General features: G+C 43.1%; 12 protein-coding genes. 6 read left to right on the forward strand and 6 right to left on the reverse strand.

The features are described from left to right. The first annotated feature begins 62 nt into the window (after positions 1 to 62). Entirely contained in the window at positions 63 to 1352 is a 1290-nt protein-coding gene (gene eno, locus ACM0OW_RS08685) for a phosphopyruvate hydratase (protein ID WP_414549635.1), read from the forward strand. Positions 1353 to 1427: 75 nt separating this feature from the next. On the opposite strand, the gene argC is transcribed toward eno, so the two are convergent. Continuing rightward, positions 1428 to 2486, reverse strand: coding sequence for an N-acetyl-gamma-glutamyl-phosphate reductase (gene argC / locus ACM0OW_RS08690; RefSeq protein WP_414549637.1), 1059 nt, complete (start codon positions 2484 to 2486; stop codon positions 1428 to 1430). Between the two features lie 389 nt (positions 2487 to 2875). Between argC and ribBA the strand changes: the two genes are divergently transcribed. Continuing rightward, positions 2876 to 4645, forward strand: a complete 1770-nt coding sequence (gene ribBA, locus ACM0OW_RS08695; RefSeq protein ID WP_414549638.1) for a bifunctional 3,4-dihydroxy-2-butanone-4-phosphate synthase/GTP cyclohydrolase II — start codon at positions 2876 to 2878, stop codon at positions 4643 to 4645. A gap of 69 nt (positions 4646 to 4714) precedes the next feature. Here the strand turns inward: ribBA and ACM0OW_RS08700 are convergent, their stop codons facing one another. Together ACM0OW_RS08700 and ACM0OW_RS08705 are read right to left on the reverse strand one after the other, a co-directional pair. Further along, positions 4715 to 5605, reverse strand: a complete 891-nt coding sequence (locus tag ACM0OW_RS08700) for a peptidoglycan recognition family protein (RefSeq protein WP_414549639.1) — start codon at positions 5603 to 5605, stop codon at positions 4715 to 4717. 131 nt (positions 5606 to 5736) lie between these two features. Beyond that, a complete protein-coding gene (locus ACM0OW_RS08705) occupies positions 5737 to 6594 on the reverse strand; it encodes an acyl-CoA desaturase (protein WP_414549641.1) in 858 nt (285 codons plus the stop codon). A 174-nt stretch (positions 6595 to 6768) separates the two neighbouring features. Between ACM0OW_RS08705 and ACM0OW_RS08710 the strand changes: the two genes are divergently transcribed. The 3 genes from ACM0OW_RS08710 (at position 6769) to ACM0OW_RS08720 (ending at position 10330) form a co-directional block, all read left to right on the forward strand. After that, positions 6769 to 7986, forward strand: a complete 1218-nt coding sequence (locus tag ACM0OW_RS08710) for a TetR/AcrR family transcriptional regulator (protein ID WP_414549643.1) — start codon at positions 6769 to 6771, stop codon at positions 7984 to 7986. A 62-nt stretch (positions 7987 to 8048) separates the two neighbouring features. Continuing rightward, on the forward strand, positions 8049 to 8546 hold the full coding sequence (locus ACM0OW_RS08715; protein WP_414549645.1) for a DUF427 domain-containing protein: 498 nt from the start codon (positions 8049 to 8051) through the stop codon (positions 8544 to 8546). Between the two features lie 230 nt (positions 8547 to 8776). Then, positions 8777 to 10330 (forward strand): cation:proton antiporter, encoded by a 1554-nt coding sequence (locus ACM0OW_RS08720; RefSeq protein WP_414549646.1) that lies wholly within the window; start codon positions 8777 to 8779, stop codon positions 10328 to 10330. 80 nt (positions 10331 to 10410) lie between these two features. On the opposite strand, the gene ACM0OW_RS08725 is transcribed toward ACM0OW_RS08720, so the two are convergent. Beyond that, a complete protein-coding gene (locus ACM0OW_RS08725) occupies positions 10411 to 11088 on the reverse strand; it encodes a potassium channel family protein (protein ID WP_414549647.1) in 678 nt (225 codons plus the stop codon). A gap of 101 nt (positions 11089 to 11189) precedes the next feature. On the opposite strand from ACM0OW_RS08725, the gene ACM0OW_RS08730 reads away from it, so the two are divergent. Continuing rightward, complete coding sequence (locus ACM0OW_RS08730) at positions 11190 to 11690, forward strand: hypothetical protein (RefSeq protein ID WP_414549649.1); 501 nt, start codon at positions 11190 to 11192, stop codon at positions 11688 to 11690. A gap of 86 nt (positions 11691 to 11776) precedes the next feature. Here the strand turns inward: ACM0OW_RS08730 and ACM0OW_RS08735 are convergent, their stop codons facing one another. Both ACM0OW_RS08735 and infC read right to left on the reverse strand, forming a co-directional pair. After that, positions 11777 to 14782: an MFS transporter gene (locus ACM0OW_RS08735; protein WP_414549650.1), complete on the reverse strand. Its 3006-nt coding sequence runs from the start codon at positions 14780 to 14782 to the stop codon at positions 11777 to 11779. A gap of 226 nt (positions 14783 to 15008) precedes the next feature. Next, entirely contained in the window at positions 15009 to 15542 is a 534-nt protein-coding gene (gene infC / locus ACM0OW_RS08740; protein ID WP_414549651.1) for a translation initiation factor IF-3, read from the reverse strand. Between the last annotated feature and the right edge of the window lie 214 nt (positions 15543 to 15756).

The following is a 15756-nucleotide window of genomic DNA, read 5'->3' on the forward strand; positions in this document are numbered from 1 at the left end:
GTTAGGACTAAACTGTAAAGTCTGAACGCTTAAACACCGTAGAAAAGAAGGACAAAACACGAATGACTACATTTCTGGATACCGCTATTGATGCAATTGTCGCCCGCGAAATCCTGGACTCACGGGGTAAACCAACGGTTGAGGCTGAAGTACATTTGGCTAATGGGGTTGTGGGACTAGCACAGGTTCCCAGTGGTGCGTCTACAGGCACATTTGAAGCCCATGAACTGCGAGATGATGATAAAAACCGCTATGGGGGTAAAGGGGTACTCAAGGCGGTGCAGAACGTCAATCAGGTGTTAGCACCAAAATTGTTAGGTTTGGATGCTCTCGACCAAGAATTGTTAGACAGAAAAATGATTGCTTTGGATGGTTCACCTAATAAAGCCAATTTGGGTGCAAATGCAATTTTGGCGGTTTCCCTGGCTGCTGCAAAAGCCAGTGCTGAGTCTTTAGAGCTTCCCTTATATCGCTATTTGGGCAGTCCTTTGTCGAATTTGCTACCCGTACCGTTGATGAATGTAATCAACGGTGGGGCGCACGCTTCTAATAATGTAGACTTTCAAGAGTTTATGATTGTACCCATTGGCGCGCCTTCTTTTAAGGAAGCTTTGCGCTGGGGTGCGGAAGTATTTGCAACTCTGAGCAAGGTATTGGATGAAAAAGGTTTGCTGACTGGTGTAGGTGATGAAGGCGGTTTTGCACCTAATTTGGAATCTAACCAAGTGGCTTTAGAATTGCTGGTAGCGGCGATTAAAAAAGCTGGTTATAAGCCAGGGGAAGAAGTGGCTTTGGCTTTGGATGTAGCTGCTAGTGAGTTTTACAAAAATGGGCAGTATGTCTATGATGGCAAACCCCACTCTCCGGTTGAGTTTATTGATTACTTGGCTCAATTGGTTGACGAATATCCCATTGTATCCATTGAAGATGGTTTACATGAGGAAGATTGGCAAAGTTGGCAATTGCTGACCCAAAAGGTAGGTTCTAAGGTGCAGTTGGTGGGTGATGATTTATTTGTCACTAATGCTACCCGCTTGCAAAAAGGGATTGAGCAAAAAGCGGCGAATTCGATTTTGATTAAACTTAATCAAATTGGTTCACTGACCGAAACTTTGGAAACTATTGATTTGGCAACTCGCAACGGTTTCCGTTCAGTAATTAGCCATCGTTCTGGTGAAACCGAAGATACAACTATTGCTGATTTAGCTGTGGCGACTCGTGCAGGTCAAATTAAAACTGGTTCTTTGTGTCGTAGTGAACGGGTAGCAAAATACAATCGCTTGCTGCGGATTGAACATGAATTAGGCGATCGCGCGGTTTATGCTGGTACTGTGGGTTTAGGCCCTAAGTAGAAGCAGGGGGGCAGGGTGCAGGGGGGAAGTTTTTTTCCAATTCCCAATCCCCAGTACCCATTTCCCATTCTCCGATTATGGATAAAATCCTAATTTGGGCAAACCCAAGGTTTCATCCCAACCCATCATCAGGTTCAAACACTGGATTGCTTGTCCTGCCTGTCCTTTAATTAGGTTGTCAATGGCTGACATGACTATGACTCGACCTGTGCGGGGGTCAACTTCTAAGCCGATGTAACAAAGATTGCTACCACACGCCCACTTGGTTTGAGGATAAATGCCACTTTCGCAAATTCTCACCCAAGGGGCGTTGCGATAGAAGGCTGAAAAAATGGTAATTAAGTCATCTCGCACTAATCCGGGATCGCGGAGTGTGGCGTATACTGTGGCTAAAATTCCCCGCACCATTGGGATCAGATGGGGGGTAAATTGAACTGTGACTTCGTGTCCGGCTAAATCACTACAAATCTGCTCAATTTCTGGGGTGTGTCGGTGACGACCCACACCATAAGCTCCTAATGAGTTATCAGCCTCTGCTAGTAATAAGTTAACTTTGCCCTGTCTTCCGCCCCCAGATGTGCCTGATTTGGCATCGATAATGGCGGTTTCGGGGACGATTAAGCCTTGTTTGAGCAGAGGCGAAAGGGCTAAAAGGCTGGCTGTGGGGTAGCAACCAGCACAGCCAACTAACTGGGCTTCGGCAATGCGATCGCGGTACAATTCCGGTAAACCATATACTGCTGTAGCGGCGGTTGTGCGATCGCTTCTTTGAGTACCATACCAATTAGTGTAAGTTGTCAAGTCGCTAAATCGATAGTCGGCACTCAAATCTAGAACTTTACAGCCTTTTCCACACAAGATCGGGGCAATTTGGCAAGCCAGACCATTGGGGAGGGAGAGAAATACTACTTCACAACGGTGAGCAATTACTTCTGCATCTACTGCTTCAATTGGCAAATTTACGAGATGAGCCAGATGAGGGTAGAGGTCTCCAAAGGATTTCCCTGCACTACTCTCACCGCCTAAATAAACTAGTTCAACTTCTGGATGTTCCATCAGTAATCTGACTAGTTGCACTCCGCCATAACCTGACGCGCCAACAATTCCAACTGGTACGCGTCTAAAATCACCCATAATTATGAAATCCTTATCCGTTTTTGGTTGTCAATTATCAAATATCAGCTACAAGATGCCAAGCACACAATACAACCTGGGGTTGTGGCAAGATTCTACACTCTTCCTAGCCCAAATCATCACTCATCTCAAAATATCAGCAGTTTTTTCAATATCTCATTCGATGCAGAGTCACTTGCTAAATTTCTCCTGAAATATCCCATAATTTTGAGATATGTCTGAGATTTGAGCCTTTGAGTATTAACAATCTCCAATTCAGTAATTTTAGTTACAGAATTTTTGTCCAGTTATCAAATCAATGCTAGTCTACTTCTGTCTTACATAAACGAGCTACAATTTAAAATAAGAAATTGTAAAAAAAATTTACTTTTGGTAGCTGGAAATTTTCTGTGTCAAAGTCTAAGCCTACACGACAGTCTCACTCTACTCCCTTGAATGGGGAAGACACCCGCACGGGTGTAACTCCAACCGTAGGAGAAAAAACTGATAGTGCTGCCTCCTCAACCCCAGCCTTTAAATTTGATTCTATTGATGCTGCTTTGGCAGACTTAAAAGCGGGTCGTGTCATTGTGGTGGTAGATGACGAAAATAGAGAAAATGAAGGCGATTTAATCTGTGCAGCCCAATTTGCTACACCCAGTATGATTAATTTCATGGCTGTGGAAGCTAGAGGGTTGATTTGTTTGGCGATGACAGGCGATCGCTTGGATGAATTAGATTTACCATTAATGGTGACGAACATCACCGATACTAACCAAACTGCTTTTACAGTTAGTATTGATGCTGGACCTGAATTAGGTGTAACTACTGGCATTTCTGCCGAAGACCGCGCCCGCACTATTCAAGTTACCCTCAACCCAGCCACAAAACCTACAGATTTACGTCGTCCTGGTCATATTTTCCCGATTCGCGCCAAGGCGGGAGGGGTACTCAAACGCGCCGGACACACGGAAGCAGCTGTTGATTTATCTCGATTAGCAGGGTTATATCCAGCCGGGGTAATTTGTGAAATTCAAAACCCCAATGGTTCAATGGCGCGATTACCCCAGTTAATTGAGTATGCTCAACATCACGATCTCAAAATTATTAGTATTGCCGATTTAATTAGTTATCGTCTGCAACATGACCGCTTAGTATATCGTGAAATAGTCACGAAGCTACCTAGCCAGTTCGGTCAGTTTGATATTTACGCCTACCGCCATACTTTAGACAATACAGAACACGTTGCCATTGTCAAGGGTGATCCCGCTAATTTTCAAGATGAGCCAGTCATGGTGCGGATGCACTCCGAATGTTTAACTGGTGACGCTTTGGGTTCTTTGCGTTGCGATTGTCGAATGCAGCTAAAATCAGCATTAAAAATGATTGAAGCTGCGGGTCAAGGTGTCGTAGTTTATTTACGTCAAGAAGGGCGAGGAATCGGTTTAATTAATAAACTCAAAGCCTATTCTTTACAGGATATGGGACTGGATACAGTAGAGGCTAACGAACGCTTAGGATTTCCCGCAGACTTGCGCGATTATGGTATGGGGGCGCAAATGCTCATGGATTTGGGGATAAAAAAGATTCGCCTAATTACCAATAATCCTCGTAAAATAGCCGGACTCAAGGGTTATGGTTTGGAAGTAGTTGACCGCTTACCGTTATTAATTGAAGCTAACGACTACAATTCATATTATTTAGCAACTAAAGCCCAAAAGCTGGGTCATATGTTGTTACAGACGTACTTAGTCACGGTAGCAATTAATTGGCAAGATGACCCGGAATTAGTCACCCAACGCTATGAACGCTTAGAGAAATTACGGCATTTAGCCAAAAAAAATCATTTATTGTTACAAGAAGAAGCACGTCCGTTAGGGTTGGCGTTGTTTGCTAAACCATCATTAACAGTACACTTGGGTTTTGATCAAGCAAATGTGGCTGATAGTGATTGGTATCAGCAAAATGGTCATCCTTACCTGCAAGCAATTTTCCAAATTCTCGACCATCTGGTAACTTTGCCTGATGTGGAGAAGTTAGAATTCTTGATTTCTGCTGGTAGTGACCCCTTGAGTAACTTACAAGTTAAATTAGACAGAGAGAATTTTTCTTTGGATATTGTACCTTCTACTCTGTGCGATCGCTTGGAAACTCAGCAAATTTATAGCTTTACGAGATAGGCGCAAAAATACATACAGCCAAACAGTAGGTTGGATTAAGCGCAGCGCAACCCAACCTTACATTTAAGTTTAATTTTGGGTTGAATTCTGCGCCTGATAGCTGGGACTAATCTGACGATAGGTGTGAAGTAAGCGTAAAAATTTATTCCCATCAAAACTGATAGGGTCAATTTTCTGACCAGAACGGTCTACGGCTTGATGGGTAGTGATGCGATAGTCTGGAACTTGACTTTGAGCAATTAACCAGGCGAGAGAATTATATTGCAGTTCTGTATAACCACTATGAGACTGGATGAAATTATTTCCTCGTCCATCTGGTGGTGTTTCCAAAGAAACGTGATAGGCAAAGTTATTTACAGACGATGCTAAATTAGGATTAGTTTTCACGGTTTCAATACCGTTGGGACTCTCAAAAACCGAATTAGCTGCTCCATAAGCGCGTTTGTCTGGGGGGACTAAATAAACAATGGTTCCATCTAGCTTAATTAAGGCGTGATAGCTGGCTTGCACACTATCATCTTCATTGTGTGTTTGAAAAAAATTTACAGCGCTACCAGCAGATTCGGCTGTTTCATGAAGCACAATAATTGCTTGATTGTTCAGAGGTAAACCATTTACGTCTTGAGTATATCGCTCTCCATAGTTGCTGGGATCTACCGAGGCGATTTCATATCGGGGCGTGTACTTGGCGAAAGCTGCTGTAGTTTTGTATCTCCCAGAACTTTGATTAGTTGAAACAGAAGGTGGGGATAAATCTCCTTTTGGTTCGTCGTCCTCTGGGCTATTTTCTAATTGAAATTTTGCCTGGGGATATTGACTCCAATCTGTGGTGATATCGGCAATTTCGGAATTAGAAGCTATTTTATTACTTTGTATTCTTCCCAGCAACAACGCCGCAATCAGTGTGGTCAATATCACAGAAATCAGTAAAACTCTAGTAGCCCAGTCTGTAAATTTCATTTTTTACCCCACCTGTTTGAGCAAGCCGACGGCACAATCAGCAGTCGGCATGACTTTTTTGTAACTTATTCTCCACATTTTAAACCGTGCTTTGACGGTTATTAATACTTTGATAATATGTGTGAAGCAAGCTATTTGAGAGTGGCACTGTGAGGTGGAACAGAAGCTACTTTTTTGGCTAAACCTAAACTCTGCAAGGCTTTGATGCTCCACCAAGTCATATCAATTTCCCACCAAGCTAATCCAGATTTGGCCATGTGGGGATAAGTGTGGTGGTTATTGTGCCATCCCTCTCCGTAGGTAACTAGGGATACCCACCAAAGATTACGTGCGCCATCATCGGCATCAAAGGTACGATAACCCCACAGATGTGATGCTGAATTCACAAACCAGGTGGAATGCCACAATAAGACTGACCTGACAAATGTGCCATAAATTACAAAAGACCAACCCCCTAAGACATACAGCAGCAGCCCCAAGGGAATTTGCAGGAGTAGGAAGTAGCGATCTAGCCAACGATAGAAAGGTTGTCGTGCTAAATCAGGGGCATATTTTTGATAAACTTCATAATCAAAAAATTCAGCCCTTGGGTAAAAAATCCACAGGATATGACTCCACCAAAATCCTCGCTGGGCGGAGTATGGGTCTAGGTTGATATCTTCTGTATGGGCGTGATGCTGGCGGTGTCCACCCACCCAGAAAATTGGACCTCCTTGTAGAGCCAATGCTCCAATTGTGGCGATCGCATATTCTAACCACTTAGGAACTTGAAAACTTTTATGGCTCAATAGTCGATGATATCCTAGACAAATACCAATACTCCCAAATAACCAGTGGAGAAATACCAGCAAACCTAGAGCCGTCCAAGAAAAAAACCAAGGAGCTAGAAGAGCTAAGGCATGAAATGCAGCAAAAAATGCCACGTTCACCCACCTAAGACGGGGTGGATCTCCTATGTCAGGAGTGAACGCCAGAAACTTCGCAGTCATAAAAATTCCTGTTGATGGATGATGAAGCGATTTGCTATTTCTTGGTACAACCCCAGTAGGATTTTGACCACTCTGCACACCAGTTAGTTACAGTAAAGAAAAGCAAGTATCACTTACATTTGTTATGCTAACAGACCTGTAGCTTTCATGCAAGTATCACTTGCATTGTTTTTTATGACATCTCAACCTATTTCAGCTCGTCAACGTCTGATTGAATCAGCACTGGAATTATTTACAGCGCAGGGAGTCAGCGCCACCACAACTCGTCAAATTGCTGAAAAAGCCGAAGTCAACGAAGTGACGTTATTCCGAAATTTTGGGAACAAGCATGGGCTATTATTGTCTGTGCTGGAAGAATCAGCAGCTTTTAAGAATTTAGGAGAATCACTGGTACAGAGGGCGACTCCTCCGGGTGACATCTACCAAGCACTCAAAGATTATGCAAGTGACAGCTTATATGCCTTAGAACGGATACCGGAGTTAGTTCGATCTGTGGTGGGTGAAGCTAACCAGTACCCGACGGAAAATCGCCGTGCTTTAGGACGTGGGTTAACTGAAGCAAACCGCTATGTCGCCCAGTATTTAGCTACTGTCATTCAGCAAGGAGACTTAAATACCTATCTCCCCGCAGAAAAGTTAGCTAGTTTGCTCAATGTCATGATTCTGGGGTATGCGGTGATTGAATTCACCAGTGAATTTAACGAATTGTGGGTAGATCGGGATGATTTTTTGGAGAATTTAGTAGAGTTGTTTTTACACGGTGCAATGTCATCTTCGGCAACAGCCCCCTCAGTGCGGGAAAATGTGCAGGAAGTAGCTGATTTACCTGTGGGTTTAGTTCACCAAATTTTGTACCAGGCGCGAAAGTTGGGAACTCAAGATTATGCTTTGGCTTATGTGTTATTCGGTGCTGGCTTATCTGCGAGAGAAATTGTCAGTTTGCAGCAAAACCACCAAATCTGTGACACTTCTGGACACTTCCTGCAAATTAGCACCCCAGAATTCCGTCGCCAAGTCCCTGTTAATCAGTGGATTCTGGGTAAACGCTATGGTTCTTACAGCAATAACCCCTTAATCAAATGGCTGAAAAGTCGTAAAGATAGCCAACAGGCGATGTTTCTCAACGAAAGAGGGGAAGCGATCGCTCAATCAGATTTATTGAAACATTGGGAACTATGGACTGAGGGATTGTTAACGCCTCAAGGACAACCGCCAGCGATCGCGCAAACACAACATACTTGGTGTGTAGAAATGTTGATGCGGGGGATGAGTTGGGAAAACCTGACGATTCTCACAGGTTGCGATCGCGCCCAATTGCAATCCTATGCCAAAAGAGCCAAAGAAAAAGCCGCCTTAGAGCAAGCAACTCGTTTAGATCATAAGCCTGCTTGACACGCCACTGTAGCATTCTTGCCTTCTTGGTGATTAAAATAAAATTTTAATATTTACTGATCATGGTGTCTCCCCAACCGATTAACCCTGCTCCTGGACAAGAATCAGTATGGGATTATCCTCGTCCCCCTCGCCTAGAAGACACAAGCAAACATATCCAAATCATCTTTAATGAAGTCATAATTGCTGACACCCACAACGCCAAGCGGGTTTTAGAAACCAGTCATCCACCGGGTTATTATATTCCTCCTGCTGATATCAAAATGGAATACCTAGTACGGATGCCAAAATCCAGTTTTTGTGAATGGAAAGGTTCTGCTGGTTACTACACCATCCGCGTTGGTGATAAAGAAGCACAGAATGCAGCGTGGTTCTATCCCGATCCCACACCAACTTTTGCATCTATTAAAGATTATGTAGCTTTTTATGCCCATCTCATGGATGCTTGCTACGTCGATGGCGAAAAAGTCCAACCGCAACCAGGTAACTTTTATGGTGGTTGGGTTACTAATGATATTGTCGGACCATTCAAGGGTAGTCCTGGCACTTGGGGATGGTAAATTATTGCTGAGTGAAGAAAGTGCTGAGTGGGTAGGGGCGGGTTTAAGCAATCAGTCTGTGGTTCGTCAACATCCTTAGTAAACCCGCCCCTACACCGAGTGCTGAGTGAAGAAATGAGGGCTGAGAAAATCAGAACTAAATTATGTTCTAATTGTGATCATCCACAAGATTGGACTTTGCCGATAGATTAAAATTTATCAGCAAAACAAAATAACCTGCCAAAATCTCAGTGGATGTTACCGAATTAGTCAAAGTTTCAATTATTCTCCTGTTAGTTGCTACAGGTGTAGCGCTGCTATCCCGGCGGTTAAAAGTTCCTTATGTAGCAGGTTTAGTGCTGGCGGGATTGGCAATTACAGAATTCCTACCACTCCGCATTGGTTTAAATGATTCTCTCATTTTAAATTTGTGTTTACCAATTCTGGTATTTGAGGCCGCAATTAATACAGATATTAGTCGCCTGCGTAGCACCGTTAAACCCATTGCTTTATTAGCAGGGCCGGGAGTGGTGATTTCTTCTGGCGTGACAGCAATACTTTTAAAATGGGGATTGGGACTAGATTGGATACAAGCACTTTTAGCTGGGGTAATTTTAGCAATCACTGATACTGTTTCTATGATTGCTGTGTTCAAAGAAGTGCCAGTTCCTTCGCGTCTTTCTACCATTGTGGAAGGAGAAAGTTTATTTAATGATGGTGTAGCGCTGGTTTTATTTAGCTTAATTTTACAATTTAATGCGGCTGGTTCACTCTCAATCCTGGATGGATTCCAAGAATTTTTGGTGGTGATTGTGGGCGGTACTTTGGTGGGCTTGATTGTGGGCTATTTGAGTACTGGTTTATTTATCCGCTCAGATGAGCCGCTTAGTAGTATTTTACTGACAATGGCTGTAGCTTTGGGCGCTTTTCAAGCTGGGCAATTGCTGGGTGTATCCGGTGTGGTAGCAGTAGTTGTGGCTGGCTTAATTGTGGGTACAAAAGGGCTGGCTGGTAATGTATCGGCTTCTACTCGCTTGACATTACTAACTTTTTGGGAATCTCTGGGTTTTGGTGTCAATAGCTTGATTTTTTTGTTAATTGGTTTGGAAGTTAACCTCACAACTCTTTGGTATACTTTGCCTGCGGTATTGTTAGCAATTCTCGCTTACCAAACGGGACGAATGGTTTCAGTTTATCCACTGTTAGCAATGGTAAGTTGGTTTGACCGTTCTATTCCGTGGCGTTGGCGACACGTTTTGTTTCTCGGTAATATTAAAGGTTCGCTGTCGATGGTGTTGGCTTTAAGTTTACCCATTGGACTAGTAGGAAGAGAAACCATAATTCCCATTGTATTTGGTACAGTGTTGCTTTCTCTGGTGGGACAGGGTGTAAGTTTACCGTGGTTAGTCAAACGTTTAAATCTGTCTCACTTTTCTGCATCTCGCCAGCGAGTGGAAGAAATGCAAGCACAATTAATTACTGGTAAGGCGGCACAGGATGAATTAGATAGTTTATTGAAATCGGGAGTCTTGCCGAAATCCATTTATGAAGAGATGCGTTCAGCTTATCAGGTACGAATTGCTAGTGCAGAAAAAGCGCTACGAGAATTTTATAACCGTCGCTCACAGGAATTTGGTATTAATAAAGCTGATAGCGGTAAACTTGATGCTATCCGTCGTCGTTTATTGCTAGCGGAAAAAGGCGCACTAACTGAAGCTATGCGTAAGCAAATTATCTCAGAAGAAATTGTCCGCGATCGCATCAAAACTATTGATCAACAATTATTACAATTAGAAGATGATTAAAAAGTTCAAAGGTTCAGATCCCCGACTTCTTGAAGAAGTCGGGGATCTTGTTGCTTGTAAGCGATCGCATTAATTACAAATTACTGACAACCTTCAATAAAATCAATCACTTGGTGTAAAAATCCCGGTTTCGTCACAATTAACACCGTTGAACTAGGCTCAACCACAGTACTGCCATTAGGAATAATTAAATCAGTATGGGGATGAGATTGATAACCAATAATTAAAGAACCACTGGGAAAATTGGGATTTTGAGCAATTTCCGCCACACTCCGACCCACAACATAGCAATTATTGGGAATGAGCATTTTTAGCACTTCGATTTGCCCCTGTTCAAAATGCATCATTGATTCTACTTGGGGATACTCAATAGCATTCACCATTGTCGAAACGGCTAATTCAATAGTGCTGATCACATGATTAGCTCCAGCTATCCGCAGAGGTTCAGTAAAATCACGGTGGCGCATCCGCGACAAAATCAGAGGAACACCGTAGTGTTTAGCCAGAGTTACCATTGCTAAATTCAAAGCATCACTTCTGAGGACAGCTGCTAGGGCATCAGCTTTGCGAATTCCCGCTTCTAATAAGGTTTCTGTACTCACAGCGCTGCCTTCAAAAGCCATGACTCCCACTTGTTCACGGGCATAACGGCAAGCATTAGGATCTTTATCAATTATGGCGACTGTATGCCCAAGTTCTATTAATTTCTGCGCCAAGTTTAGTCCCACTAAACCCGCTCCACCGATGAGGACATACATAATAATTCTGCTTTAATAGACTTTATTAATATTAGCTGAATTGAAATTTTCTCTAGGACTAAATCAACATTGAACATTTGCTGTGTCATGGAGCGATAAAAATGACTTGGAAAACTGCTCTTTCATTTGTCGCCTTTGCTACTTTGGTGACTATTCTCACTGGCTGGCTGATTTCAGTGGGAGGATTACCCATCCAGGAGAGCTTAAGTTTTGACGATAGTGAAATGCGTGTAATTCGGAGTTGGATTCGGCTGGCGCGCCCCATTGGGCTAATTTTTCCCGGAATTGCCTTCTTTGCGGGGATAAAATATCCTCAACTGCGAAAGATTTTTGGCTTCTATTTTTTGGTTCTCCTGGTGCAAATTTTCACGGAAGGAGTAGTGCGTCGCATCTGGATACTTAGTCTAGTTGTTCTCATTGGCACGATATACACTGCATTTCGAGTTTGGCAACTTTGGCAAGGGCTGAAATTAGCGAAAAAAGCGCAACTCAATCGAATCAGCTATAAACTGATCAATGGTTTATTGTTGCTGCTGCTCTTATTTTGGTCAAGTAATTTAATTATGCTGCTAACTGTGGCATGGCCTGGTATTTTTAAGTGATGTAGTTCAAATACATGAAAACTGCTGTAATAAGTAGGGGCGGGTTCATCGATATGACTCATGTTAACGGGGATATTGGTCAACCCCTACTCCCCAGAATTTTTGACTGGGTATTTTTTCATAAACTCCTTAACTTGAGCCACTACCAAGGGATGTGTGTCTTGTTGTAATTTAGGTAAAATTTCCAGCAGAACGCGCTGAGAGGCGACATTGAGATAAGCGATCGCCGCCTCTCTGACAAAGCCTGTAGGATGACGTAGGGCGACGATAATTTCCTGCGTGTTTAATCGAATCCGGCTAACTTGAGCAAAGTGAAAACAGCAGGCTAAACACCAATCAGAAAGCAAATTACTCAGTGTCAGCATCCGGGTAAGGCGATCGCTCGTTGACATTTGTTGATATCTTGCTAACCCAGCTTCGACTAAACAATGGAGTTTGTCTTGGGGCGATCGCTGATCTAAAATATTCAACAATATAGCTTTTGTCGGTAAATTAATCGTATGGTCTAAAATCTCTAAACCCTGAGCGACATTTGCCCCTGATTCTGATTTGAGATTGAATGTAGCCGCTTGCATCTTTTCTGGTGAGTAAAGTAATCTCAGTAGTAGCAGCAATCGCTCTTTGACATCCAGTTCTAGCTCTTGTAGTGCATCTTGCAATAAGTTACCAATCACTAAAACTCTGTCTAATTGATTATCTTCTCTAACTTGTGGTTGTTGAAAATCCAGATAGGCGGCGTAAATTTCTGCTAAAAACTTTAATTCCTGCTCAATCAAACTTTCCACCTGACTATGATGAAAAGTATCTACACTGGTGCTTTCTGGTGGTTTATTTATTTTCAGTAAACTGCGGAGAATATGATATCTGTTAGCGCCCCAAGATATTTCTAAATGCAGCCATAGACTTTCCATTGCTTCTAGAGTAGAAATTTGAGCAATGGTTCGCCAAGCATACATCCGCACCACTTCTGGTTTGTAAATATCCGTAGCCAGATCCAACAACATTTCTAAAGCTTCATTCTCTAGTTTAATTAAAGCCCGCATTGCGGTACTACGGGTTGATTTATAATACAGCGCCCCTAGTAATGCCGAATAATAGTCCTCTAAACGAGTGGCCGCAATCATTTCCAAAACTGCACAGCGTACCCGTAATGATTCATCCTGCAACAACTTGGGAATGTAAATTCGCAACGCCTGTAAATATACTGCTTCTCTGAGCGCTCTCACCCCATTGACTCGTTCTCGCTCTTGTTTATGAGTCAGCATTCGACGCATGGCTTTGGTAGCAGCCACCTTTTGCAGAGGTGTTCCCTGACGCAAGATTAAGGCGGCGGCGGTGGCGCGAATCAGTGAATGATGTCGCGGTTTGAGGTATTCTTCTAATAAAGTTAAATTAGGATTGGTTTCAGCTAGCCAAACGTAACGCAGCGCTAGGGCAAAAACTTCAGGATCAACTGTTCCTGGGGGCTGTTGTAACAAAGCACGGACTTCTAGGGCATAAGTAGGATTTACATCTGCTATCAGCATGACTTCCAAACTTTGGCGCTGCAAATCTGGAGGTAATTTGCTCAGTAAGGGTGCTAAAACTTGGGCGGCTCCTTGGGGATCAATTTGTGCTAGGAGGTCAATACAAGAGCTTTTATCGGCAGTGTTACCTTTTTCGGATAAAGCTTTGATTACGCCTTGATGGAAGAAACGCAAACCGACATTGGCAGCACTCAGTTCTCCCCGTTCAGCACTCAATACTAGCAGGTCAACATAACGCGATCGCAATACCATAACTACTTTTAAACAGGCAGCGGCGATCATCACGGTTTCTCCTACCAATACCCACTTCTGGATGGCTGGGGGTATAAACAGATTGGAAATAAAGACAGTTACCAGAATGATTATACCTGCCAACCCTGTGGCGATCGCTTCGGCTGTTCCCCCTGATAATGTCTGCGTGCGGCTGCGAATGCGTTCAGGTATTGGTTGGTACAGCACCGGGCCACTACTAACGACAAAGGTGTAGCGTAACAGTTCATCAGAGAATTTTAGCCCGACTAATCCCCAAAAGAAGCCTTGAGCTTGTATTGCTGGGACTAAATTTAGTAAAGCGATCGCACCGGGTAAGATAAAGCCCACAGCTATAGGTAACATTGCTGCTGTGATAAATACCCCAAAGCGTTCTGTGACTCGGCTGGAAATAAACCACTGAGTGATTAATTCACATAGTCCCACAATGCCACCAAATAGACCTAAAAAGCTGGCTAGTTCACGGCTATTTAAAGTCATATTTAGTTCGCGCAGGTATTGAAAATCCACTAATAAGCCAATGATTTGCAACAGACCGACAAAAGCGAACAACTGCCATGTATAGAGCTTTAATGGAGCTTCCAGGCGGCGATGTCGGTTAGCTTGTTCGTGGGGAATGACCCGTTGGGGAGCATCGGGAAAGGCAGTGCGATAGTGATGACTTAAATAAAATAGTATACCTGTACCTAAGACAATCACAGCACAGGCGATGAGAATCACTTGCTCTAGTTTGAGGAATTGCAGCATCCAGGGCAAACTAAAACCACTGATCACATCTGCTACTAACAAACCACTGCTGACTAAAGGATAGGTACGTTTAATTTCGCGGATATTAAATAATTGATTAGCAACAATAGAGGTATTCAGGTCATTAATTACATAAATTGCATCTACCCACAGCCGCAGCAAAAAGGCTAGGGCGACTGTCAGGAAGGAAATATGTATGCCCCCCCGTAAGGATACTATTAAGATTAATGGCAAAACCATACAAGGTGCGATCGCCACAATTACCCAACGCAACGGGAAAATCTTTTGCAGCCAAGAATAAACCACAACCAGTGCAATACTCATTACAGCACTAGCAATGTACATCCAAGGCAGAGGGCCAGCCCCATATTCATCCAAAAACAGTGCCACGGTACTGTCTTCTGCCCATCGTAAACCCACTGATACAGTCGTGTAAAAAGCGAACATCATCCAAGTCCGTTCGCTTTCTTCTGGTCGAAGATTCAACCACTGTAACAGTCGTCCTAGAGCGCCTTTATTTGCAGCCAACGAGTTATTTTTGAGTTCCATGCACTGCAAACTATACTAGATTAGATCCCGAATCAGATAAACAATAAAATAAACGATTATTCTCCCTCATCTCAATTTCCCATAAACGGCAAAAATCCTGAGCAACTGAGTATTATCTTTCCCACTCAGCGCTCAGGACTATCAATTTTTCAGAAATTTCAACGACTTTGGGTAAATCTGAAATTTCAGTTCTAGATTATACTTGATATCTGGAAAAACTGGCGAATTATTTTTTAGGCGAAATCAGCATCATCATATTTCGCCCTTCTTTTTTGGGTGCTTGCTGCAATTCACCAAGCGGTTCCAAATCCTTGGCCATGCGCTTGAGCAAATGCTCTGCTAAGTCACTGTGTTGAATCTCCCGACCTCGGAACATCACAGTTGCCTTCACTTTATCACCATCTTTGAGGAAGCGCTCGGCTTGCTTAACACGCACATTGTAATCGTGTTCTTCTATTTTATAGCGCATCTTCACTTCTTTAACATCAGCCGTGTGCTGCTTTTTCCGGGCTTCCCGTGCCTTCTTCTCCTGCTCAAACTTATACTTCCCGTAATCCATAATCCGACAAACCGGGGGGTCGGCCTTGTCACTTAGCAGTACTAGGTCTAGCTCTTTCTCTTCAGCTAGTTGTAGTGCTTCTTGTGGAGGCATAATTCCTAATTGCGAGCCATCATTATCAATGACTCGAATCTTGGGAAAGCGGATGCGCTCGTTGATTTGGGGCAGATCGCGAGTTCGTTTTTTCTCAATCACAGGCATTATGATTATGGAAGCTCTCTAGTAGTTAAGACGTGGATTGGACTTGGTTTGCTTGATCTTCTTTGGGATGCCTCAGAAGCACAAGACGGAATTTAACTAAGGACTTAAGCTTGAGTCTATTTTTATAGGATAACTAATTCATGAACTAGTCGTCACCGTATTTTTTATTCTAATCACTCTGCCCGAATTTCTCTGCGATCGTTTATGTAAATTT

This window comes from Anabaena sp. CCY 0017 (assembly GCF_963920885.1).
Lineage (GTDB): Bacteria > Cyanobacteriota > Cyanobacteriia > Cyanobacteriales > Nostocaceae > Nodularia.

Excerpts from the sequence above, each read along its gene's own strand:
- ACM0OW_RS08735 (WP_414549650.1), bottom strand. The coding sequence starts at position 14,782 with ATGGAACTCAAAAATAACTCGTTGGCTGCAAATAAAGGCGCTCTAGGA.
- ACM0OW_RS08725 (WP_414549647.1), bottom strand. The coding sequence starts at position 11,088 with ATGTATGTCCTCATCGGTGGAGCGGGTTTAGTGGGACTAAACTTGGCG.
- ACM0OW_RS08700 (WP_414549639.1), bottom strand. The coding sequence starts at position 5,605 with ATGAAATTTACAGACTGGGCTACTAGAGTTTTACTGATTTCTGTGATA.
- ACM0OW_RS08730 (WP_414549649.1), top strand. The coding sequence starts at position 11,190 with ATGACTTGGAAAACTGCTCTTTCATTTGTCGCCTTTGCTACTTTGGTG.
- argC (WP_414549637.1), bottom strand. The coding sequence starts at position 2,486 with ATGGGTGATTTTAGACGCGTACCAGTTGGAATTGTTGGCGCGTCAGGT.
- ACM0OW_RS08705 (WP_414549641.1), bottom strand. The coding sequence starts at position 6,594 with ATGACTGCGAAGTTTCTGGCGTTCACTCCTGACATAGGAGATCCACCC.
- ACM0OW_RS08710 (WP_414549643.1), top strand. The coding sequence starts at position 6,769 with ATGACATCTCAACCTATTTCAGCTCGTCAACGTCTGATTGAATCAGCA.
- ACM0OW_RS08715 (WP_414549645.1), top strand. The coding sequence starts at position 8,049 with ATGGTGTCTCCCCAACCGATTAACCCTGCTCCTGGACAAGAATCAGTA.
- infC (WP_414549651.1), bottom strand. The coding sequence starts at position 15,542 with ATGCCTGTGATTGAGAAAAAACGAACTCGCGATCTGCCCCAAATCAAC.
- eno (WP_414549635.1), top strand. The coding sequence starts at position 63 with ATGACTACATTTCTGGATACCGCTATTGATGCAATTGTCGCCCGCGAA.